This is a genomic window from Amycolatopsis sp. NPDC114505 (assembly GCF_055633615.1).
On sequence record NZ_JBVKDV010000002.1, the window covers coordinates 1,111,539 to 1,132,523 of the forward strand.

21 protein-coding genes are annotated in these 20,985 nt (G+C 71.9%); 13 read left to right on the forward strand and 8 right to left on the reverse strand.

Annotated elements, in window-relative coordinates:
* Window positions 1-13: 13 nt before the first annotated feature.
* Window positions 14-1,378 (reverse strand): dihydrolipoyl dehydrogenase family protein, encoded by a 1,365-nt coding sequence (locus ACZ7OU_RS23295; RefSeq protein WP_470256663.1) that lies wholly within the window; start codon window positions 1,376-1,378, stop codon window positions 14-16.
* 76 nt (window positions 1,379-1,454) lie between these two features.
* Entirely contained in the window at window positions 1,455-2,027 is a 573-nt protein-coding gene (locus ACZ7OU_RS23300) for a VOC family protein (protein WP_470256664.1), read from the reverse strand.
* A gap of 137 nt (window positions 2,028-2,164) precedes the next feature.
* Between ACZ7OU_RS23300 and ACZ7OU_RS23305 the strand changes: the two genes are divergently transcribed.
* The 3 genes from ACZ7OU_RS23305 (at window position 2,165) to ACZ7OU_RS23315 (ending at window position 6,310) form a co-directional block, all read left to right on the forward strand.
* Window positions 2,165-4,909: a helix-turn-helix transcriptional regulator gene (locus tag ACZ7OU_RS23305; RefSeq protein ID WP_470256665.1), complete on the forward strand. Its 2,745-nt coding sequence runs from the start codon at window positions 2,165-2,167 to the stop codon at window positions 4,907-4,909.
* 91 nt (window positions 4,910-5,000) lie between these two features.
* A complete protein-coding gene (locus ACZ7OU_RS23310; RefSeq protein ID WP_470256666.1) occupies window positions 5,001-5,591 on the forward strand; it encodes a VOC family protein in 591 nt (196 codons plus the stop codon).
* Window positions 5,588-6,310 (forward strand): SDR family NAD(P)-dependent oxidoreductase, encoded by a 723-nt coding sequence (locus ACZ7OU_RS23315; RefSeq protein WP_470256667.1) that lies wholly within the window; start codon window positions 5,588-5,590, stop codon window positions 6,308-6,310. The genes ACZ7OU_RS23310 and ACZ7OU_RS23315 overlap by 4 nt, the downstream gene beginning before the upstream one ends.
* Window positions 6,311-6,371: 61 nt before the next feature.
* Here the strand turns inward: ACZ7OU_RS23315 and ACZ7OU_RS23320 are convergent, their stop codons facing one another.
* The 6 genes from ACZ7OU_RS23320 to ACZ7OU_RS23345 all read right to left on the reverse strand — a co-directional run bounded on the left by ACZ7OU_RS23320 (window position 6,372) and on the right by ACZ7OU_RS23345 (window position 10,651).
* Window positions 6,372-6,665: a hypothetical protein gene (locus ACZ7OU_RS23320; RefSeq protein WP_470256668.1), complete on the reverse strand. Its 294-nt coding sequence runs from the start codon at window positions 6,663-6,665 to the stop codon at window positions 6,372-6,374.
* Between the two features lie 20 nt (window positions 6,666-6,685).
* Window positions 6,686-7,159: a DivIVA domain-containing protein gene (locus tag ACZ7OU_RS23325; protein WP_470256669.1), complete on the reverse strand. Its 474-nt coding sequence runs from the start codon at window positions 7,157-7,159 to the stop codon at window positions 6,686-6,688.
* A complete protein-coding gene (locus ACZ7OU_RS23330; protein ID WP_470256670.1) occupies window positions 7,156-7,590 on the reverse strand; it encodes a DUF6292 family protein in 435 nt (144 codons plus the stop codon). Before ACZ7OU_RS23330 ends, ACZ7OU_RS23325 begins: the two co-directional genes overlap by 4 nt.
* A 78-nt stretch (window positions 7,591-7,668) precedes the next feature.
* On the reverse strand, window positions 7,669-8,112 hold the full coding sequence (locus tag ACZ7OU_RS23335) for an Hsp20/alpha crystallin family protein (RefSeq protein ID WP_470256671.1): 444 nt from the start codon (window positions 8,110-8,112) through the stop codon (window positions 7,669-7,671).
* Between the two features lie 148 nt (window positions 8,113-8,260).
* Window positions 8,261-9,274, reverse strand: coding sequence for a R2-like ligand-binding oxidase (locus ACZ7OU_RS23340; RefSeq protein WP_470237988.1), 1,014 nt, complete (start codon window positions 9,272-9,274; stop codon window positions 8,261-8,263).
* 111 nt (window positions 9,275-9,385) lie between these two features.
* Window positions 9,386-10,651: a sensor histidine kinase gene (locus ACZ7OU_RS23345; RefSeq protein WP_470256672.1), complete on the reverse strand. Its 1,266-nt coding sequence runs from the start codon at window positions 10,649-10,651 to the stop codon at window positions 9,386-9,388.
* A gap of 74 nt (window positions 10,652-10,725) precedes the next feature.
* Here ACZ7OU_RS23345 and ACZ7OU_RS23350 point away from each other — a divergent pair, with 74 nt between their 5' ends.
* From ACZ7OU_RS23350 to ACZ7OU_RS23395, 10 genes are all read left to right on the forward strand, one after another.
* Window positions 10,726-11,397 carry a response regulator gene (locus tag ACZ7OU_RS23350; RefSeq protein WP_470256673.1) on the forward strand — a complete coding sequence of 224 codons (672 nt, stop codon included), beginning with the start codon at window positions 10,726-10,728 and terminating at the stop codon, window positions 11,395-11,397.
* Between the two features lie 204 nt (window positions 11,398-11,601).
* A complete protein-coding gene (locus ACZ7OU_RS23355) occupies window positions 11,602-12,027 on the forward strand; it encodes a hypothetical protein (RefSeq protein ID WP_470256674.1) in 426 nt (141 codons plus the stop codon).
* The gene (locus ACZ7OU_RS23360; RefSeq protein ID WP_470256675.1) at window positions 12,024-12,842 is read left to right on the forward strand and encodes an MlaE family ABC transporter permease; all 819 of its coding nucleotides are present in this window, start codon (window positions 12,024-12,026) and stop codon (window positions 12,840-12,842) included. Before ACZ7OU_RS23355 ends, ACZ7OU_RS23360 begins: the two co-directional genes overlap by 4 nt.
* Before the next feature lie 10 nt (window positions 12,843-12,852).
* The gene (locus tag ACZ7OU_RS23365) at window positions 12,853-13,692 is read left to right on the forward strand and encodes an ABC transporter permease (RefSeq protein ID WP_230862874.1); all 840 of its coding nucleotides are present in this window, start codon (window positions 12,853-12,855) and stop codon (window positions 13,690-13,692) included.
* A gap of 12 nt (window positions 13,693-13,704) precedes the next feature.
* Entirely contained in the window at window positions 13,705-14,511 is an 807-nt protein-coding gene (locus ACZ7OU_RS23370; RefSeq protein ID WP_470256676.1) for an ABC transporter ATP-binding protein, read from the forward strand.
* A gap of 4 nt (window positions 14,512-14,515) precedes the next feature.
* The gene (locus ACZ7OU_RS23375) at window positions 14,516-15,745 is read left to right on the forward strand and encodes an MlaD family protein (protein ID WP_470256677.1); all 1,230 of its coding nucleotides are present in this window, start codon (window positions 14,516-14,518) and stop codon (window positions 15,743-15,745) included.
* Window positions 15,742-17,106, forward strand: coding sequence for an MlaD family protein (locus tag ACZ7OU_RS23380; RefSeq protein WP_470256678.1), 1,365 nt, complete (start codon window positions 15,742-15,744; stop codon window positions 17,104-17,106). The genes ACZ7OU_RS23375 and ACZ7OU_RS23380 overlap by 4 nt, the downstream gene beginning before the upstream one ends.
* Window positions 17,106-18,392 carry an MlaD family protein gene (locus tag ACZ7OU_RS23385; RefSeq protein WP_470256679.1) on the forward strand — a complete coding sequence of 429 codons (1,287 nt, stop codon included), beginning with the start codon at window positions 17,106-17,108 and terminating at the stop codon, window positions 18,390-18,392. Before ACZ7OU_RS23380 ends, ACZ7OU_RS23385 begins: the two co-directional genes overlap by 1 nt.
* On the forward strand, window positions 18,389-19,723 hold the full coding sequence (locus tag ACZ7OU_RS23390) for an MlaD family protein (RefSeq protein ID WP_470256680.1): 1,335 nt from the start codon (window positions 18,389-18,391) through the stop codon (window positions 19,721-19,723). The genes ACZ7OU_RS23385 and ACZ7OU_RS23390 overlap by 4 nt, the downstream gene beginning before the upstream one ends.
* Window positions 19,720-20,982, forward strand: coding sequence for an MlaD family protein (locus ACZ7OU_RS23395; protein ID WP_470256681.1), 1,263 nt, complete (start codon window positions 19,720-19,722; stop codon window positions 20,980-20,982). The genes ACZ7OU_RS23390 and ACZ7OU_RS23395 overlap by 4 nt, the downstream gene beginning before the upstream one ends.
* The last annotated feature ends 3 nt before the right edge of the window (window positions 20,983-20,985 follow it).

Sequence of the window (20,985 nt, forward strand, 5' to 3'; positions counted from 1 at the left end):
GCACGGTAGGACATCACGGGGCTCCGATCAGGGGGTGGACCTGGCGGTCGAGATCGCGCAGGACGTGCAGGAAGGCTTCGGAGAAGGTCGGGAACGGCTGGACGACGTCGAGCAGCACGGCCAGCGGGACGCGGGCGCGGATCGCGAGAGTGGCCTGCTGCAGCCACTCGCCGGCCTCGGGGCCGGCCGCGTACGCGCCGGTCAGCCGTTCGCCGTCGGAGAAGACGGTGAGGAAGCCGGGGCGCGTGTCGTAGGCGCGGGTGTAGGTCGAGGTGCGCGGGACTCCGGAGAGCTGCACCGTCGCGGTGAAGGCGCCTTCGGCGGCGCCGACGGCCGCGGCCTGCGGGTCGGTGAACACCACGCGGGGGATCGCGTCGTAGTTCACGGAAGCGGGCCGGCCGAGGATGTTCGCGGCCACGACCCGGCCCTGGTACTCGCCGACGTGGGTCAGGTTCCACTGCCCGGTGACGTCGCCGACGGCCCACAGGCCCTCGCCCGCGTTCATGCGGTCGTCGACCGGGATCCCGTGTGGGTTCGCCTCGACGCCGACGGTCTCCAGCCCGATGCCTTCGACGCGGGGACGTCGTCCGGTGGCGACGAGGAGCCGTTCGGCGCGCAGCCGCGTGCCGTTGGGGAAGTCGAGCACGTACTCGTCGCTGTCGAGCCGGGCCGCGCTCGCGTGCTGCCCGAGGTGCAGGGTGATGCCGTCCGCGCGCAGTGCTTCTCCGACGGCTTCGCCGAGTGCCCGGGGTTCGCGGGGGAGGACGTGGTCGGCGCCGTCGACGAGCGTGACGTCGGCGCCGAGGCGGGCGAACGCCTGGGACAGCTCGACTCCCGTCGGCCCGGCCCCGAGGACGAGGAGCCGGCGGGGGACTTCGGTGGCGCCGGTGGCTTCCCGGTTCGTCCACAGCCCGGGCAGGTCGCGCAGACCGGGCACCGGCGGGATGACCGGCGCGGAGCCGGTCGCGACGACGATGTGGTCGGCGGTGTACTCCTTTCCGCCGACGGCGACGGTGTGCGGCCCGGCGAGCTTGCCTTCGCCGCGCAGCACCTCGATGCCGGTGTCGCGGGCCCACTTCTCGGCGCCCGCGTCGTCGTAGGACGACACCATGAAGTCACGCCAGGCGAACGCCGCGGCGGCGTCGGCCTGACCGGTGACCGCCTCGCGGGCACCCGGGACGTCGCGGGCGGCGGCGAGTGCTTCGCCGGGCCGCAGCAGGGTTTTGGACGGGATGCACGCCCAGTAGGAGCATTCGCCGCCGAGCAGCTCCCGCTCGACGACGGCGACCCGCAGGCCGCCCGCGGCGATCGCGGCCGCGGTGTGTTCACCCGGTGCGCCACCGCCGAGGACGATGGCGTCGAAATCGCGTTGAGCCATGATTCCTTCTTTCGAAGAGCTGGCCTTCATGTCGAGGATCCGGTGCGCGGGTCGCCCCGCGCACCGCCGGATGGGCTCAGGCGTCCTGGTGCCGGGCCATGTACTCGGCGTACCAGACCGGCCATTGCTCGTCGTACTCCCCGGTTTCCTTCTCGTGTTCGCCGTGCGCGGCCGCGGCTTCGCGCAGCGCCGTCTCGAGCTTCTGCGTCGAGCCGTAGGTCACGCCGTCGACGCGGCCCGGGAAGCGGCTGGTGATCTCCTGCAGCAGCCAGGTGTTGCCGTCGGGGTCGCTGAAGGAGGCGAACGAGGAGTAGGTGCCGCGGTCGGGATGCACGCCCGGGGCGAACGCGCCGGTGTCGTCGCGGTGGAACACCTCGCTGACCTCGACGCCGTGGCCGGCGAGCTCCTTGCGGGCCGCTTCGACGTCGTCGACGACGAGGTAGGTGCTGCGGACCGAGCCCGGAGTGGCGTCGGTGATGCCGGTGCCGAAGTGGACCGAGGTGGCGGACCCCGGCGGGGTCAGCTGCACGATCCGGGAGGTGCCGAAGGCGATGTCGGCGTCTTCGCGCCAGCCGAGGGTCTTGTAGAAGTGCTTGGTCCGGTCGACGTCGGTGACGGGCAGGACCACGACTTCGAGCTTCATGTCCATGATCGGAACTCCTTCTTCGTGGGACGGCGGGTTTCGCCGCTGCCACCACATTCGCCCCGGAGCGGGCCCGTTCGCCCCCGTGAGACACCCTGGTCCGTCCCGGGCCCGGGACCCGGGGGCGCGCTAGGGTCCGGTTCATGTCGGATCCGGAGCTGGTCGGCCGCGGCGACGAGCTCGCCGCGCTCGACGGCGTCCTCGCCGCCGCGCGGGCCGGGCACAGCCGGGTACTGGTGCTGCGCGGCGAGGCGGGGATCGGCAAGACCGCTCTGCTGGACCGGGTCGCGGCGCGGGCGACCGGCTGCCGGGTGGCGCGGACGGCCGGTGTCGAGTCGGAGCGGGAGCTGCCCTACGCCGGCCTGCAGCAGCTTTGCGCGCCGTTCCTCGGCCGGCTCGAGCACCTGCCCGCGCCGCAGCTGGCCGCGCTCGGCACGGCGTTCGGCTTGACCGCGGGCGACCCGCCGGACCGGTTCCTGGTCGGCCTGGCGGTGCTGACCTTGCTCGGGGAAGTCGCCGAGGACCGGCCCCTGGTGTGCCTGGTCGACGACGCGCAGTGGCTGGATCGCGTGTCCGCGCAGGTCTTCGCGTTCGTCGCGCGGCGGCTGCTGGCCGAGCCGATCGCTCTGGTCGTCGCCGTGCGCGAGCCCGCGGAGGAGCTCGATCTGGCCGGCCTGCCGGAGCTGGCTGTCCGCGGCATCGAAGCTGCGGCGGCCGGCGCTCTGCTGGACTCGGTGCTCAAAGGGCCGCTGGACGGCCGCGTGCGCGACCGGATCATCGCCGAAACGCACGGCAACCCGCTCGCTCTGGTGGAGCTGCCCCGGTTCTGGACCGCCGCCGAGCACACCGACGGCCTGTTCCGGCCGGACGGCGATGCGCTGGCCGACCGCCTCGAGCGCTGCTTCCTGCAGCAGCTCGCGCCACTGCCGGTGAGCACCAGGAAGCTGCTGCTGGCCGCGGCGGCGGAGCCGCTGGGAGACGCCACGGTGCTCTGGCGCGCGGCCGGGGAGCTCGGCTTGGGCGCGGACCCGGCTGCCGCCGCCGAGTCGACCGGGCTGATCGAGTTCGGGCCGCGGATCCGGTTCCGGCATCCGCTGGTGCGCTCGGCCGTCTACCGGTCCGCCTCGGTCCGAGAGCGGCAGGAAGTGCACCGGGCGCTCGCGGCGGTCACCGACCCGGCGCTCGATCCGGATCGGCGGGCGTGGCACCGCGCGCAGGCGACCGTCGCCCCGGACGAAGACGTCGCGGCCGAGCTGGAGCGGTCGGCCGGTCGTGCTCAGGCGCGAGGGGGGCTCGGCGCCGCGGCGGCGCTGCTGGACCAGGCCGCCACGCTCACCCCCGATCCGGCGCTGCGGGCCCGGCGGGAGCTCGCGGCCGCCCGGGCGAAACGTGGCGCGGGCGCGCTCGAAGCGGCGTTGGACCTGCTGGGAGCGGCCGAAGCCGGTCCACCGGACTCCGCGCGGGACGCCGAGGTCGAACGGCTGCGCGGGCAGATCGCGTTCGACCAGCGCAGAGGCGGCGACGCGGCGGAGTTGCTCCTGCGCGCCGCCGGACGGCTCGACGGGGCCCGGGCTCGCGAAACGTACCTGGAAGCGCTGGGCGCCGCGGTCTGGGCGGGATCCGGGACCGAAGCCGCGAAGCAGGCGCGTGCGGCCCCCGCGGCCGAATCGCCCCCGACCGTCGTCGACCTCGTGCTCGACGCGCTCGTCACCCGCTTCACCGACGGCTACGCGGCCGCGGCCCCGCTGATGACCAAGGCGATCGACGCCGTCCGGACGCTGGACACCGATGGCGAGAACACCGGCCGCGTGCTGTGGCTGCTGGGCAACCGGGCCGGCGGCACCCTGGCGACCGAGGTGCTGGACTACGCCGCCGGGCGTGCGTTCGCCGAGCGTCAAGTGCGGCTGGCGCGCGACACCGGCGCGCTCGTCCAGCTGCAGTTCGCCCTCAACTTCCTCGGCAACCACGAGCTGCTGGCGGGCGATCTGCCGGCGGCACAGGCACTCGTCGACGAGGATCGCCTGCTCGCCGAGGTCACCGGGGGCCGTCCCGTCGGGTACAGCGCTGTCCTGCTCGCCGCCTTGCGCGGCAGGGACGCCTCCGCGGAGATCACGGCCGCCGCCGCGGCGGCGGCCGAGCGGGGCCAGGGCCGGGTCGTGCGGTTCGCCGACTACGCGCAGGCCGTGCTCGCCAACGGCCTCGGCCGCCATGAAGCCGCCCGGGACGCGGCCTACCGGGTGTTCGAGCACGACACGGTCGGCCACCAGGCCCTGGCGACGGCGGAACTGGCGGAGGCCGCCTCGCGCACCGGCGACGCCGACCTCGTCACCGCGGCGCTGGAGCGGATGTCGGAACGGGCGCGGGCCACCCCGACGGTGTGGAACCGAGCCCTCGAAGCCCGTCTGCGAGCGTTGGCGGGCTTCACACCGGGCGAGTGCTACGCCGAATCGGTCGCGCTGCTCGCCGGGACGCCGTTGCGGGTCGAGCTGGCCCGGGCCCACCTGCTGTTCGGCGAGTGGCTCCGGCGCGAAGGACGCCGTGTCGACGCTCGCGAGCACCTGCGCACCGCGCACGTCTCGACCTCGGAGATGGGCCTCGAAGCCTTCGCCGAACGCGCGCGCCGCGAGCTGCTGGCCACCGGTGAGACGGCGCGCAAACGCACCGCCGGAGCCGCCGAGGAGCTGACCCCGCAGGAGTTCCAGATCGCCCGCCTCGCGCGCGAAGGACTGTCGAACCCCGAGATCGGCTCGCGGCTCTTCCTCAGCCCGCGCACCGTGGAATGGCACCTGCGCAAGGTTTTCGGCAAGCTCGCGATCAGCTCGCGGCGTCAACTGCGCGACGCGGTCTTCGACGGGGCGGCGGCGCCGGTCGACCCGGCCGGCCGGTGAGCCGTTCGCGCCGGCAAGACCCGGCGATCGGGTGACATCGCTCGCCACCGTGAAGCGCTACGGTGACTTGGCGCCAGCCAGGGAGGCCGTGATGGGAATCGATTCCATCGACGTCAAGCTCGAGGTGGTCGTCGTACCGGTGTCGGACGTCGAACGCGCGAAAGCGTTCTACGCGAGCCTCGGCTGGCGGCTGGACGTGACACCGCCGGGCGTCGTGCAGTTCACCCCGCACGGCTCACCGTGCTCGGTCCAGTTCGGCGCGACCCTGACCACGGCCGCGCCGGGGTCGGGCAAGGGCTACCTGGTCGTGTCCGACATCGTCGCCGCCCGCGCCGCGCTGGTCGCTGCCGGCGCCGACGTGGGCGAAATCTTCCACATCGGCCCCGACGGCCCGGTGCCGGGGCCGGATCCCGAGCACCGCACCTACCGCTCGCGGGCGACGTTCGCCGACCCCGACGGCAACACCTGGCTGCTGCAGGAAATCACCGCGCGGCTGCCTGGCCGCGTCGACGCCACCGACACGTCGTTCGCGACCGCGAGCGACCTGGCGGGCGCACTCCGGCGCGCGGCGGCCGCCCACGGCGAGCACGAAAAGCGCACCGGAGCCGAAGATCCGGACTGGCCGGACTGGTACGCGCGGTACATGGTCGCCGAGCACGCCGGATCGGAGCTGCCGGAATGAAGGACCTGGACGGGCAGACGGTCGTGCTGATCGGCGGCAGCGCCGGCATCGGGTTCGAGACCGCGCGGCTGGCGCGGGCCGAAGGCGCCGAGGTCGTCCTCACCGGCCGCGACCCCGCCAAGCTCGACCGCGCCGCGGAAGCACTCGGCGCGCGCGGCACGGCCGCGTTCGACGCCTCCGAGCCGGCCGCGGTGGCGCGGTTCTTCGCCGGTCTGCCGGGTGTGATCGACCACGTGCTGATCACCGCGGGCGGGCCGCACTACGGGCCGTTGCTGGAGATGAGCGCCGAGGACGTCCGGACAGCGGTCAGCGACCACATCGTCGTCTCGCTCGAAATCGCCCGCCACGCCGTCCCGAGGATGCGGCCCGGTGGCGCGCTGCTGCTGATGGGCGGCACCGGCGGCCGCCGCGTCGGGCACGGCTTGGGCATCGTCTCGGCCGCGACCGCGGCGCTGCCGCCGTTCACCGCGGCCTTGGCTCTGGAGGTCGCGCCGGTGCGCGTCAACCTGATCGCCGCCGGGTTCGTCGACACGCCGCTGTCGGCGACGTTGCTCGGCGACAAGCTGGAGGACCGCCGGGCCGAGCTGCGCGCCAAGCTGCCGATCGGCCGCGTGGTGGGCCCCGCCGACGTCGCCGCGCTGGCGGTCCACCTGATGACCAACACGGCCCTGACCGGCGCGACGTACGACATCGACGGAGGTCAGCAGTTCGTCTTTTGAGGGTGGAGCGGTTCCCCTCGCGGCCCGCGATCTTCCTGGCGGGCCAAGGCCATTGGGGCGGCTAGCTGAGCAGCGCCGGTGACCGAGGCTCCCGGGCCACCGGCGGGTTAGTTCCCGTGACGGCGGCGAGTACGGCGTCGGCGTCGAGGTACGGGTCCCACATCTGCGTGCCGACGATGTGGGCCAGCTTCCGGCGCCGGTGTTGTTCGGTGTCGGTGAGCGCGACGTCGGTCGAGCGGCCTTTCTTGATCGCGTGCACCGCCCGGGTCACCAGCAGGACTTCTTGCCGTGTGGCACCGATTTCGGCGGCTGCCGCGAGGATCCTCTCCGCCGCCTCGTGCGCGGACTTGCTCATGTCGTTCTCCGAGATGGATGTCAGGCGGCGGCGAGGCTTTCCCCGCGGACCGCGGGTCCCGGCTCCTCGGCGAGGATGTGCTCGGCGCGGGCGAGGTAGGCATCGATCGCTCGCAGGCGGGCCGCGGTACGCCGCTCCGCCGTCGTGGCGTGCCGCAGGATGGCCTCGGCGCGTTCGCGTGCGGTGGCGACGATCGTGTCGGCCTCGGCGCGGGCGAGTTCGAGCATGCGCTGGACACGGTCGCCGACGGCCGCCGGGTCGGCTGGGGCGCGGACGACGCGGTCGAGGCGAGCCCGCAGGTCACCCGCCTCGGCGCGAGTGCTCTCGAGGAGCCGGGCCAGGGTTTCGGCTTCGGCGACCGCGGCGTCGCGGTCGACAGTCAGAAGCCGGATTTCGTCGTGCAGGTCGGCGAGGTGTTCGTCGACCTGCGCACGGTCGTATCCGCGGACGGCGAGGGCGAAACCGACCGGCAGCGGCAGAACCGGGGAGGTCACGCCGTTCTCCTCTCGGAGAGGACGGCCCGCAGTTCGGTGAGGGTGCCGGCGGCGCGGATGACGGGCGGGTCGAGGCGGCCGATGCGGTGATCGTCCTCGCGCAGCGCCGTCAAGAACCGGGTGATTTCCTCGGGCACCGGGGTAACGGTGGTGCCGCCGAGATAGCGAAGGACGATGAGGTCTTCGCCGGAGTGGGTCTCGATGGCGGCGGCCCAGCCGTGGACTTCGTCCCACAGCAGGGCGACGTCGCGACCCGGGTAGCCGGGCAGGTGTTCGTCGAGGGCGACGTAAGCGGAAACCGGGCTGTCGTGGTCGACGGTGCAGGATTCGAGACCGACGCCGAGGGCGGTGGTCACGTCGGCGAGGTAGGTCTGCAGCGCGGTGAAGGCCGGGTGGGGGTGGCCGGTCGGGATGTACAGCGATGCGGTCACGGGTGGAGCTGCCTTTCTGGGACAGCTGACCGCGCGGGACCGGCTCGGGGTTGCCGGTCCCGCGCGGCAGCGAGGCCGTCAGGCCTGGATTTCCTTCCGGTCGGTGGTGGCGCCGGCGATCTCGATGCGCCGGGGCTTGGCCTTCTCGGCGATCGGGATGCGCAGGGTCAGGACGCCGGCGTCGTAGTTCGCGGCGATGTGGTCGGTGTCGAGGGTGTCGCCGAGGAACAGCTGGCGGGAATACACCCCGAGCGGCCGTTCGGAGACCTGCATCTGGACGTCGTCACCGGTGGGTGCGGGGCGGCGTTCCGCCTTGACGGTGAGGACGTTGCGTTCGACGTCGAGCTCGATGGCGTCGGGAGCGATGCCGGGCAGGTCGAAGCAGACGACGAACTCGTCGCCGGCGCGGTAGGCGTCCATGGGCATCGCGGCCGGCCTCGACCAGGTGCCGGGTGCGCGAGTGCCGAAGACCTGCTGCGCGAAGCGGTCCAGCTCGCGGAAGGGGTCAGTGCGCATCAACATCGGGTCCACCTCCGGATTCGTTGATCTCAGGTGTCAACACGCACTACTGTTCTAACACGTCATCCAAGTGATGACAAGAGGGATGTCATCGAAGGGATGACGTGCTGAACGCACCGGCCGGCTGGGCCGCTTCAGGATTGCCGCTCGTTCACGGCGCAGGGCGCACCGGACGCCTGATCGCCACCACGGTCCGGCGGTCGTCCTCGCCGCCTGAGCGATTTCCGGCCAGCTCGATCTCGTCCTCGAGGCGCATCGGCGAGTGGTCGCGGTCGACCTCTTCGGGGTGGCGGCCACGCGCCTGCGAGACCGCGTCGAGGCGGCGGCCGACGTCGTTCAGCGCGGAGCCCATCAGCCCCTGCATGCTGATCCCGAACGGCGCTCCCGGTCCGAACGGCGCCAGCATTTCCCCGATCATCTCGGTGACGAGCGGCAGCAGCTCCTGCGTGCGCTGCAGGACGATCGCCCAGTTCGCGTCGTCGGCCGCGACGTGCCGGCGGCACGTGAACGTGCCCCAGGCGATGTGACGGCGTTCGTCGGCCGCGATGTGCTCGACGATGCGGACGAGGCCGGGGAAGATGGCGCGGCTCCGGCAGATCCGCGCCGCGGCGGTGTAGCACGTCAAGGCGAGGCAGCCTTCGACGATGTGGCTGTGGGTCACCGCGGCCCGGATCTGCGCGGCGGGCGAGTGGTCCTCGGTGAGGGCGTACAGCGACCAGGAGAGTTCTTCCAGGAAGGCCCGGCGGCGGACGTCCCCGGTCTCGGTGAACCACGGCAGGGAGTCACTCATCCCGACCGCCTCGAACCACGTGCGGAGCGTCTGGGTGTGCTGCGCCTCTTCGAACACGAGCTGCGTCAGGTACGTCTCGTCGTCCCGCCGGTTCTCGGCGGCCATCGCCGTCACGAACGGCTGCAGGTCCTGGGGCGCCGACTCGCCGATCGAGATGAGGTTCGCCACGAACAGGCAGGTGAGGCGCCGCTCGCGGGGGGACAGCGTGGCGAAGTCGGCTTCGTCGTCGGCGAGGTGGATGTCGTCGGGATTCCAGAACGTCGCGTTGCCGTCGCGGAAGAGCTGCCGGGGGACCGGGTCCGGCCGGTGCCCGGTGCGGGCTCCGCCGCCGAACCCGAGGTGGCGGCGGGGCTCGATGGCTCGGGTGAGGGACATGGCCACTCCAGGTGTCCGGTTGCGCTGGCCGCCAGGATCACCCGTCCGGGGCAGTGGCGGAATGGTCCGCGCGCGCCACGGCTGGCCCGCGAGGGCCAACTTCCGGCCCGCTCAGTCCGCCGGGACCTCGACCTCGGCGACGAGGCCGCCGCCCGGGCGGTTCCGGAAGCCGACCCGGCCGCCGAGCGCCTGCACGATCTGCTCGACGATCCACAGGCCGAGGCCGGCCGTGCCGCGGTTCGACCCGGCCGCGGTGAACTTGCCGGTCAGCTTCGCGAGGTTGCCGGCGTCCACGCCGGAGCCGCGGTCGAGCACCCGCAGCCGCAGCCGCCCGGCGGTGACTTCGGCCTCGACGTCGACGGGCTTGCCTTCACCGTGGCGGGCCGCGTTCTCGAGCAGGTTCGTGAGTACGCGGCGGAGCCGCTGGGGGTCGGTGGTGACGGTCAGCGCGTCGTCGAAGTCCCACCGCAGCCGGGGTGGCTGGAGTCCGGCCGCGTCCGCGGAGGCCAGGACCAGGGCCCGCAGCTCCACCGGCCGGTGCCGGCCGGTGCCGAACGCCGGGCGGCGGCTCGCCGCGACATCGCCCAGTGCGTCGAGCATGTCGGAGAGGTGGTTCGCGTGCTCGGCGATCAGCCTGCTGCCCGTTTCGCGGTCGGCGGGGGTGAGCGCGCCGTCCTCGGCGAGCCCGCGGGCCAGCGCGCGGAGCGAGATCACGGGGGTGCGGAACTCGTGCAGCAGGACAGCGAGGCCGTCCTGCTGGGACTGGTACGACTCGAGGAGCCGCCGCCGCAGGTCGCGTTCCTCGGCGGCCGCGGCGTGCTCGGCCATCGCCTCGACGCGGGCGGCGATCCCGGCTTCCCGCTCGCGCTCGACCAGCCGGGACAGGCTCGCGCCGAGCAGGCCGGTGAGCAGCAGGTAGCCCGTCCACCAGAGGCCTTCGAGCCAGCGTTCCCGCCACGACGTGAACTCCGGGTCGACCAGGAGCACCACGGCCAGGTAGGCGACGCCGAGCCCGAGGGCGAGGGCCATGGTCGGGCCGAGGGGCAGGCGGATGGCCGCGGCGGTGACGACGAGCACGAGGATCGCCACCGCCGGGCTGGTCGCCGCGCCGGTCATGGCGATCGTGAGCAGGGTGAAGGTCGCGTCGAGGACGGTGAGCAGCCAGGCGGCCGGCCGGGTGTAGAGCTCCCAGCGCGGGTTCGCCGCGACGACGGCGGCGTAGCCGGACGCGACGGCCAGGGTCGCGATGACCCACGGAAGGTGCCGCCGGACGTCGTCGCCGCCGGTGACCAGCAGCAGGACCATCGACAGCGCGACCGCGAGCCGCACGGTGACCATCACCCGGGCGACCGGCAGGGCACCCGGCACGGTCGGCACGTCGGCCCTCCTCGTGACTCACTGTTGTCGCCGCGGCCGGATTGGTGGCGGAAAGTACCTGCCATACTAAGCCCGTGAAGGATCGGCGCCTGGTGGTCGTGGTCGTGGACGATCACGAGCTGTTCGCCCGCGGGCTGGCGCTGCTGCTGACGACCAACGCCGGCGACCGCTTCGAGGTAGGCGGAACCACCACGCACGTCGAGGAGGCGCCGGCCCTGGTCGAGTCCTGCGGCGCCGATCTCGCGCTCGTCGACCTGGCCATGCCGCCGCTGGGCGGCGCGGCCGCGATCCGCCAGATCAAGCGGCGCCACCCGGCCACCCGCGTGCTCGCACTGTCCGGATCGGACGATCTGGAACTCGCCGAGCAGGCTCTGCGCGCCGGGGCGGACGGCTACCTCACGAAGTCGGCGGACCCGGAGGTCCTCGTCGCGCCGTTGCTGACCGTGGCCGCCGGGTTCCGGGTCCTCGAAGGCGAGCTGCTCGACGTGCTGCTGACCACGACCCGCAAGCCGCCGGAAACGCTGCTGGACACGCTCGACTCCCAGGACCTGCGGCTGTGGGCGCTGCTCGCCCGCGGCCTGGAGACCCAGGACATCGCCACCCGGATGCTGGTCTCCGAGCGCACGGCCAAGCGCATGGTCGCCTCGTTGCTGAACCGGATCGGCGCGGCCAACCGGGTCGAAGCCGCCGGGCTGGCCGGGGCCTACGGCCTGCTCGACCACGACCCCGCGGTCCGTCCACAGTAGAGAGTCCCGGTTGGACGGCTGCACGCCGACAACGTTGACAGCCAGTGGTGGACCGCGGGCCGTCGCTACCCCAACGAGTCATCCTTTTGCCGCCGGGTGGTGATGCGCGCGCGGTTCCGCGCGCCGCATCATTACCGACCATCGCAGTTCCGCGATGCGGTTTGACCGCAAGCACGGTCACGCCCGGAGAAGGAGTTGGGTGGAATGGTGAGCCGATCAGGAGCCGGGCCGGTCGCCCGGGCCGGCACCCGCGTGACGATGTCCGGGGGACTCGACACCAAGGCGTGCGGGCGCGGTGTTTGGCGTGGTTTCGCGGTTTTGGTGATCGGCGCCCTGCTGCAGCCGGTCGCCGCGGCCGTCGCCCCGCCGGTCGGTGCGTTTTTCCTGCTGATCACCGCCGTCGCGGCCTTCGGCTTCGCGGGTTTCCGCACCGGTGACACGCACCGCCCGATCCTCCAGGGGGCCGTGACCGCGGTCGGGAGCTACGTTTTGGTGCTGCCCTTGAGTTTCCTCACCTCGGCCTCGGTCGGGCCGCAGCAGGTGCTGGCCACCGCGGCGGTCGCCGTCGCCGTCGGTGGGCTGGCCGGCTTCACCGGCCGCGCTCTGGGGAAGCGAGGCGAAAAGGCGTGACCGCAACGAAAACCGCCCCCGCGCGCCGGTGGGGCGCCGGGGCGCAGCGGCCGCTGGTCGAAGCCGGGGAGATCGTCCACCTGCTCGGCCGCGTGCTCTGGCTCGCGATCCGCCACCCGTTCGGGTACTGGGGCGAAGTCCGCGACCTGATGTTCGAGACGTTGCGCCGCTGCTGGCTGCCGGTCATCATCTCCACGACCGCGCTCGGTTTTGCCGGCCCCGGCATGCAGGGCGGCAGCCTCTACAGCGTGCTCGGCATCCCCGACCGCCTCGGCTCCTTCTTGCTGATGGCCAGCGTCCGCGAATTCGCGCCGTGGATCGACGCGATGATCGTCGCCGGGGTGATGGGCACGGCCATCGCCGCCGACCTCGGCGCGCGGCGGATCCGCGAAGAGATCGACGCCATGGAGGTCCTCGGTGTCGATCCCGTCCGGACCCTCGTGCTGCCGCGGATCATCGCGGTCACCCTGATGACCGGCCTGCTCGAAGTGTTCGCGCTGGTGTGCGGCGTGATCGGCGGCTACATCGCGGCCGTGCCGATCTTCGGGGCGACCGGTGCGGCCTTCATCGGGAACTTCTGGTCCAACGCGACCACCACGGACATGTGGGGCAGCATCGTGAAGACCCTCGCGTTCGGACTGATCCTCTCGGTCGTCTGCTGCTACAAGGGGTTGAACGCCCAAGGTGGCCCGATCGGCGTCGGCCGCGCGGTCAACCAGGCCGTGGTCATCTCCTTCGCGTCGATCTGGATCTTCAACTACGTCTACACGTCCGCGCTGCTCGGGCTGAACCCCGACATGCAGGTCTTCAAGTGAGGGAAGCGGAATGACCACACCGACGGGCCGTACGAAGACACCGGACGTCGTCATCACCTTCGGCGGGATGGCGGGGAAACTGCGGGACGCCGTCGCGGCCGGCGGGGACATCATGAAGTTCGCCGGCCGCACGGTGCGCAGCCTGCCGGACCTGCGCCACCACGTCACGGAAGTGTTCGCCCAGGCCGGAATCCTGATCCTGTCGAGCGGGATCATCGTCTGGCTGATGCAGTTCGTCGTCGGCACGATGTGCGCGACCGAAGCCAGCTACACGCTCAAGCAGGTCGGCGCCCCGATCTATTCGGCGGTGTTCAACGACGTCTGCGGCCTGCGCGAGATGTCGGTCTACATGTGGGCCTACATCTTCGCGGCGAAAGTCGGGTGCGGGCTCGTCGCGGAAATCGGTTCGATGCGCATCGCCGAGGAGATCGACGCGCTCGAAGTGCTGGGCATCAAGTCGCGCAGCTACCTCGTCGGCACCCGGATCGCGGCCGCCTGGCTCTGCATGCCTTTCCTGTACATCGTCGGGCTCGGCCTGATGTTCATCTCGATGCACCTGGTCACCGTTTACCAGCTGGGCACGGTCTCCAGCGGTGGCTATTCCTTCGTTTTCTGGCTGTTCCAGAACCCCTACGACCTGATGGCCGCCATTTCGAAGATGATCGCGATGGGCACGATCATCATCTTCGTCGGTTGTTACTACGGCTACAACGCTTCCGGCGGGCCGGTCGGCGTCGGGAGGAACACGGCGAAATCGATGATGCTCAACATGGTGCTCATCCACGTCGTCGGGTTGCTCGGCACGTGGTTCTTCTGGGGCTCCTACCCGAACATGCCGATCGGCAACTGACAAGGAGAACTCATGGTCACCGGGATGAACGGGACGGCCGTCGACACGATCGGGCCGGCGGAGCGCGTGCACACGATGGAGGTGCGCAACGTCCACAAGTCCTTTGGCAGCTTCGACGTGCTGAAGGGGCTCAACCTGGAGTTCGCCGACAACGCGATCACCACCATTCTCGGCCCGTCCGGTACGGGCAAGAGCGTGCTGATCAAGCACCTCGTCGGACTGCTCGAGCCGGACCAGGGCGAGGTGCGGATCTTCGGCCGTGACATCTGGAAGGTCAGCGAGCGGGAACGCTACGAACTGCGCAAGCGGTTCGGCGTCCTCTTCCAGGACGGCGCGCTGTTCGGGTCGATGAACATCTTCGACAACACGGCGTTCCCCCTGCGCAAGCACACCGACATGGGCGAGGACGAGATCGAGGCGAAAGTCAACCAGCGGCTCAAGGAAGTCGGCCTCGAACGGTCCTCCTACAAGTACCCCAACGAGGTCTCCGGCGGCATGCGCAAGCGGGCAGGCTTCGCGCGGGCGCTGGTGATGAACCCCGACATCGTGCTGTTCGACGAGCCCGACTCGGGCCTCGACCCGGTCCGCACCAGCCTGCTCAACGACCTGATCCTCGACATGCACCAGGAGTACCGCGGGACCTACCTGCTGGTGACGCACGACATCCGCACCGCGCGCAAGGTCAGCGACTACGTCGGGGTCATCTGGAAGGGCCAGGTCGTCCACTACGGACCGACCGAGGAAGCGTTCAACTCCCCGGATCCGTTCGTCCGCCAGTTCCTCTCCGGCGACTCCGCCGGACCGCTGGGAATGGACTGAACCCATGCGCAGAATTCCCCTCCTCGTGCTGGGGGTGGCCGCGGTGGCCGCCGCCGCGCTGCTGATCGCCCCGGGCGACGACGACTACCCGGCGAACGTGGTGCTGCCGTCGGCGACCGGCCTGATCGCCGGCAGCAAGGTCCTGGTGAACGGGTTCGACGCCGGGCAGGTCGACGATGTGTCCATCAAGGACGGACGCGCGCAGGTCACCATGAGGCTGACCAAGGACTTCGCGCCGCTGCACTCCGGCGCGTCGGCGGGCATCGTGTGGAAGGCCGTGCTCGGCGAGCGGCAGCTCGACGTCCGGGACGGCCCGAAGGCGAACCCGGTCATCCCGCCGGGCGGCACCCTGGACGGCAAGGTGTCCGACCCGGTCGAGATGGACAAGGTGCTGGCCGCGCTCGACCCCGCCACCCGCACCCACCTCAGCTCCCTGGTCCAGGGCCTCGACCACACTGTCGGGGGCAATGAGACCGACCTCCGGCAGACCTTCCAGAAGGCGGGCCCGACGGTCGAAGCGCTCGGCGGGGTGCTGCGCGCCGTCGGTTCGGACGGGCCGGCGATCAAGGCACTGGCCGGCCAGCTGAACGGCATGGTCACCACGCTGGTGAACCGGGATCAGCAGGTGCGCGCCATCGTGTCCGGGCTGTCCGGCGCGACCGAAGCGGCCGCGCAGCAGCGTGACCAGCTGCGCGCGGCGCTGCGGAAGCTGCCCGGCACCCTCGGGACCGCGGACCGCACGCTGGCCGACGTGCCCGGCACGGTCGACAAAGCGGTACCGCTGCTGGAGGATCTGCGCCCGGCGACCGACCGCCTGCCCGCCGTGGCCCGGACCCTGCGCCCGGTGCTCGCGGACCTCCGCCCGACCGTGGCGCAGCTGCAGCCCACCCTCGGTTCACTCGGCACGCTGCTGCAGTTCACCCCGGGGCTGCTCGACAGTGCCCACGGGGCCCTGCCCGGCACGGACTCGGCGGTGTCTTCGCTGACGCCCGCACTGAGCTTCTTGCGGCCCTACACGCCCGAAGTGGTCGGGTGGTTGTCGAACTGGGGCTCCTCGGCCGCCAACTACGACAGCAACGGCCACTACATGCGCGTCAACATCCCGGCCGGGATTTCGAGCTTCGACAACAACCCGGGGGTCATGCCGCCCGGGATGGCCAGCGACCCGTTCCCGGCCCCCGGCGCGATCGCCGGGCAGCCGTGGACCGACGCGTTCGGGGGTGGAGTCCGATGAGGACCCGGCGGAAGATCCAGGCCGTGCTGGCCACGACCGCGGTGGCGGCGGCCGTGGCGGGCGCCGCGGTCACGAACACCGGCTCCGGCGAGCAGCCGGACAAGCTCACCATCGCCGCGGAGTTCGCCGACGCGAGCCCGCTCGTCGTCGGCAACGACGTGAAGGTCAACGGCGTCACCGTCGGCGAGGTGGCCGGCATGAGCGTCCACGACGCCAAGGCGATCGTCACGCTCAAAGTCGACGGCACCGCGCTGCCGTTGCACAAGGACGCCAGGGCCACCGTGAAGCCGGTCAGCCTGCTGGGGGAGCGCTTCGTCGACCTCGATCGCGGCACGGCCTCCGCGCCGCTGCTGAACGACGGCGACGTGCTGCCGATCAAGCAGACCGGCCAGGCGACCGACCTCGACCAGGTGCTCAACACGATCGACGACCCGACCGGGCAGTCGCTCGCCGCGCTCGTCACGATGCTGGGCCAGGGCATGCAGGGCAACGGCGCCAACGCGCAGGCGTCGATCAAGGCGCTCGCGTCGTCCATGCAGGACACCGACGGGCTGGTGAAGCTGCTCGGCCAGCAGAACCAGGTGCTCACCGACCTCGTCGACCACGTGCAGCCGGTCGCGGGCGCACTGGCCGCCGACAACGGGAAGACCCTCGGCGACCTGGTCGACTCCTCCCGGCAGGTGCTCGACGTCACGGCCAAGAACCAGCAGGGCCTCGACGCCTCGCTCGCCGAACTGCCGGGAACCCTCTCCGCCGCGCGCGACACCCTCGCCGAGCTCACCGGCACGGCCAAGGCCACCACGCCCGTGCTCGAAGGAATGCGGCCTACGACCGACAACCTCTCCGCCGTCAGCGACGAACTGCGCAAGTTCAGCGAGTCGGCGGACCCGGCGCTGACGAGCGCGAAGCCCGTCCTCGAGCGCGCGGAGAAGCTAATGGACGCGGCACGACCGGTCGTCGAGGAGCTCCGGAAGGCGGGACCGGGCCTGCGCGGCACCGTCGCCGGGGCGAACCCGCTCACCGCGCAGCTGACCGGCAACATCGAAAACGTCCTGAACTTCTTCCGGTTCTGGGCGATGTCGACCAACGGCTGGGACGGCCTTTCGCACTACTTCCGCGGCCAGGCGATCATCCACCCCGAGGAGATCACCGGGTTGCTGCCGTCGCTGACCGGAACCCCGCCGCCGCCCACGATCCCGGGCAAGCAAGCCACTCCGTCGCCGATCCCCGGGCTCCCCGGCGCGCTCGGCTCGTCGGGCCTGCTCGACACGAAGTCCCTCGTCGCGCCGGACGGCGGCGTGACCGGGCTCAACGAGCGCCAGGAGAGCGGCGTTCTCCAGTTCCTGCTCGGAGGTTCCTGATGGCCAAGCGCCGGTCGCGCAAGTTCCGCTCGGTGTCCACGGGCGCCGTGGTGCTGGTGGTGTTCGCGCTCGCGCTGCAGCTCGCGCTCACCGCGGACAAGGGGTTGCCCGGGGCGACCTACACCCTCGTCGACGCCGACGTTTCGGACGTGGGTGCGCTCCGCCCCGGTGACGACGTCCGCGTCGCCAGCGTCCGGGTCGGCCGCGTCAAGGACATCCGGCTGGTCGGCGGGTCCCCGCGGGTGACCCTCCAGCTCGACGGCACGCGGGAGGTCTACCGGAACGCGGCCGCGGAGGCCAAGAGCGTCACGGTGGCCTCGCGGTCCGCGCTGGGGCAGAAGTACATCGCGCTGACCCCGGGCACGCCCGAGGCGGGGAAGCTCGGCCCGGCGGACGTGGTCCCGGCCAAGCGGACCGCGGGCTCCCAGGAGCTGAGCGACCTGCTGGACGTGCTCGACGCGCCGACCCGGGACGCGCTCGGCTCGACCGTCCGCGAAGTGGGCGGCGGCGCCGGTGGGCACGCGCAGGACCTGCAGGACGCGCTCAAGTCCGCGCCGCGGATGCTACCGGACCTCGCAACAGTGTCGAAGGCCCTGTCCGCGAACGACGGCGCGGACCTGACCGCGCTGCTGACCACGGCCGACCGGCTGTCGGCCCGGTTCGCGGGGCGCCAGGACCAGCTGTCGGAACTGCTCGGCCGGCTGGACACGACGATGCGAGCCGTCGCGGTGGACGACGGGAAACCGCTCGACGACGTCGTGCAGCGCGCCCCCGGCACGCTGCAGGCCGCGCGCGCCGGCCTGCAGTCGCTGCAGGCCCCGCTCAAGGACCTGCACGCCGGCATGGCGCAGCTCGTCCCCGGGGCGCGTGCGCTCGGTCAGGCGACCCCCGACCTCCGGGGTGTGTTGCGGGAAGCCGTACCGCCGCTGGGGAAGGTGCCCGACGTCGGCAAGCAGGCCGAGCCCGCGCTGACCGACTTGACCAAGACCGTCGACGACGCGCGGCCACTGGCTCCGCGGCTGACGCAAACGTTTGCCAGTGCCGACCAGTTCCTGCGGGTGCTCGCGCCGTACGCCCCGGAAGTCAGCGGGTGGTTCACGAACTGGGCCGCCGCGCTCTCGCACGGCGACGCCAACGGCCACTTCCTGCGGCTCTACCTGCTGTTCAGCGAGGAGTCCGTGCTGGGTCAAGGCGGTCTGCGCGATCCGCTGGTCGCCCGGAACCCCTATCCCGCACCGGGTCAGGCGGCCCACGACGCCCGGAAGATCCCAGGAGGCAACCGGTGAAGGCGCTTCGATCCCGCACCCGGCACCGGCGGCCGGTGTCCGCGTTCAAGCTCGGCGTCGTCATCGTCGTCGTGACCTTGCTGGCCGGCTTCGCGCTGCTCGAGAAGGACCGGGTCGCGACGGCGTTGCGGCCGGGCGACATCGTCCGCGTCCAGTTCGCCCAGGACTACCACCTGCAGCCGTTCGTCTCCCAGGTCAAGATCGCCGGGGTGCCGGTGGGCGTGGTGTCCTCAGTGGACCGATCCGGCGACGGCTCGGCCCTGGTCGAGCTGAAGGTGGACGACGACGTCACGGGCAAGCTCGGTGCCACGCCGAGCGCCGCCCTGCGCCCGACCACGATCCTCGGCGGCAAGTACTACGTGGAGCTCGTCCCGGGCGGCGGCCGGACCACCTTCGCCGGCACGATCCCGGTCGAGCGGACCAAAACCCCGGTGGAACTCCAGCAGCTCGCGGACGCGCTCCAGCCGGACGCGGTGAAGGGCATCCGGTCCGCGACGCAGAACCTGGACGACACCCTTCGCGGCGGCGGCAAGTCGGCGATCGAGGACCTGCTCGCCGACGCGCCGGACACGCTCGACGCGACGACACCGGTCCTGCAGGGCCTGCAGGGGCAGGACCCGCGCACCGACCTGCCGAACCTGGTGCACGGGTTCGAGTCGACTGCGCGGGTGCTGACCGAGCAGCCGGGGCAGCTGGACTCGATCGTGCAGAACCTGCAGCGGGTCACCTCGACGCTCGACCACCGGCGCACCGACATCGCCACCGCGATCGCCGACCTGCCGAGGACCCTGGACAACGCGGACGACGGGCTGAACCACCTCGGCGTCACGCTCGGCAAGCTGCGCGACACCGCGGACCCCGCCCGGCCGGTCGCGCGCCAACTGGACGCGTTCCTGGCGCACGCCGATCCGGTGCTCGCCAGGACCCGGCCGCTGCTGACCGACGTGCGCGGCCTGCTCACCGACGCGCAGCCGCTGGTCGAGCAGCTCGTCCCGGCCGCACAGGGCACCACGAAGGTGTTCGACGACGTTCGCGGGCCGGTGCTGGACCGCGTCAACGGCCCGATCATGAACATGGTGCTCTCGCCCTTCAAGGGCACCGGGATCTACGCCGGTGGCGGCTCGGACCAGCCGTTCTACAAAGAGGTCGGCTACATGTTCGCGACCATGGACCGCGCGTCCGACCTCACCGACGCGAACGGCGTGGCCGTGGGTCTCCAGCCGGGCCTCGGCGGCGGCAGCATCGCCGGCACCCCGATCAACTTCGAGCAGCTGATGAACACGCTCGCCCACCTGCAGGGCGCCACCCCGGAGAACAGGAGCGGACGATGAACGCGCACCCGGGCCGGGTCCGGCGGACCTGGCAGCGGATCTCCAGCGAACCGCGGCTCAAGCGCAACGTCCTCGCCGTGGCCGCGCTCGTGACCGCGGGGCTGGTGGCCGGTGGCTACATCCTGACGATGCAACAGGTCCGCGTCCCCTGGGACGGCAAGACGCACTTCTCGGTCACCTTCGAGTCCGCGCCGGCGATCAACCCGTCGAGCCGGCAGGAGGTCCGGATCGCGGGCGTGTCGGTCGGCGACATCCGCGCGGCGAGCGTCGACGACCGCGGGCACGCGCGGCTCGAGCTGGCGATCGACCAGGGACACCAGGTCTACGACAACGCCCGGGTCCTGCTGCGCCCGAAGAGCCCGCTGAACGAGATGTACGTCGAGCTGAACCCCGGCGGCCCGCCGGGGAAGCCGCTGCCCGAGGACGGGGTCCTGCCCGTCGCCAACTCGGTGCGGCCGGTGCAGGTCGACGAAGCACTCGGGCACCTGGACGCCAACACCCGGGAAGCGCTGACCACGCTGCTGTCCGAATCGGACGTCGCGCTGGCCGGAGCGCCGGGCACCCTGCCGAAGGGGCTCGAGGCGACCGATCAGGTGGTGCGGGACCTGCGTCCCGTCGCGACCGCGTTGCAGACCCGTAAGGAGACGCTGCAGAAGCTCGTCACCGCGCTGGGGCAGATCGCGTCGGCGACCGGCGACGACGACCAGCGACTGAGCGCGCTGGCCGACTCCCTGCAGAAGACCCTCGCGACGGTGGGGCAGCGCAACGGCGACTTCGACGCCGCGCTCGCGCAGCTGCCGGACTTCACCCACCAGCTCGAGCAGGCCACGGGCAGCATCGGCGCGCTGAGCGCCCAGCTGGACCCGGTCCTGGACAAGCTGCGCGAGGCGAGCGGGACCCTGCCCGGCTCACTGGAGAAGTTCACCGGGACGGTCGACAAGCTCGGGGAGACCGTCGACACCGCCCGGCCGGTGGTCGACAAGGCCGGTCCCGTGGTGCACGACCTGCGTCCGTTCGTCGGCGACCTCAACGCCTCCCTCGGCGACCTGCACGACGTCACCGGCCGGCTGGGCCCGATCACCACCGCGGTGCTGCCGTACCTGAACGACCTGGCCGCGTTCGTCACGAACTCCCGGTCGATCACCAGCCTGCGCGACGGAACCGGTGGGGCGTACCGCGCCATCGCCCAGCTCTCGCCGGAAAGCGTCACGGGCCTGCTGCCGCTGCTGCCCGCCCTGCAAGCCGCCGCCGCGCGATAGAGG

Excerpts from the sequence above, each read along its gene's own strand:
- ACZ7OU_RS23355 (WP_470256674.1), top strand. The coding sequence starts at position 11,602 with ATGGTGAGCCGATCAGGAGCCGGGCCGGTCGCCCGGGCCGGCACCCGC.
- ACZ7OU_RS23370 (WP_470256676.1), top strand. The coding sequence starts at position 13,705 with ATGGTCACCGGGATGAACGGGACGGCCGTCGACACGATCGGGCCGGCG.
- ACZ7OU_RS23300 (WP_470256664.1), bottom strand. The coding sequence starts at position 2,027 with ATGGACATGAAGCTCGAAGTCGTGGTCCTGCCCGTCACCGACGTCGAC.
- ACZ7OU_RS23320 (WP_470256668.1), bottom strand. The coding sequence starts at position 6,665 with ATGAGCAAGTCCGCGCACGAGGCGGCGGAGAGGATCCTCGCGGCAGCC.
- ACZ7OU_RS23380 (WP_470256678.1), top strand. The coding sequence starts at position 15,742 with ATGAGGACCCGGCGGAAGATCCAGGCCGTGCTGGCCACGACCGCGGTG.
- ACZ7OU_RS23310 (WP_470256666.1), top strand. The coding sequence starts at position 5,001 with ATGGGAATCGATTCCATCGACGTCAAGCTCGAGGTGGTCGTCGTACCG.
- ACZ7OU_RS23295 (WP_470256663.1), bottom strand. The coding sequence starts at position 1,378 with ATGGCTCAACGCGATTTCGACGCCATCGTCCTCGGCGGTGGCGCACCG.
- ACZ7OU_RS23365 (WP_230862874.1), top strand. The coding sequence starts at position 12,853 with ATGACCACACCGACGGGCCGTACGAAGACACCGGACGTCGTCATCACC.
- ACZ7OU_RS23305 (WP_470256665.1), top strand. The coding sequence starts at position 2,165 with ATGTCGGATCCGGAGCTGGTCGGCCGCGGCGACGAGCTCGCCGCGCTC.
- ACZ7OU_RS23385 (WP_470256679.1), top strand. The coding sequence starts at position 17,106 with ATGGCCAAGCGCCGGTCGCGCAAGTTCCGCTCGGTGTCCACGGGCGCC.
- ACZ7OU_RS23335 (WP_470256671.1), bottom strand. The coding sequence starts at position 8,112 with ATGTTGATGCGCACTGACCCCTTCCGCGAGCTGGACCGCTTCGCGCAG.
- ACZ7OU_RS23395 (WP_470256681.1), top strand. The coding sequence starts at position 19,720 with ATGAACGCGCACCCGGGCCGGGTCCGGCGGACCTGGCAGCGGATCTCC.
- ACZ7OU_RS23315 (WP_470256667.1), top strand. The coding sequence starts at position 5,588 with ATGAAGGACCTGGACGGGCAGACGGTCGTGCTGATCGGCGGCAGCGCC.
- ACZ7OU_RS23340 (WP_470237988.1), bottom strand. The coding sequence starts at position 9,274 with ATGTCCCTCACCCGAGCCATCGAGCCCCGCCGCCACCTCGGGTTCGGC.
- ACZ7OU_RS23375 (WP_470256677.1), top strand. The coding sequence starts at position 14,516 with ATGCGCAGAATTCCCCTCCTCGTGCTGGGGGTGGCCGCGGTGGCCGCC.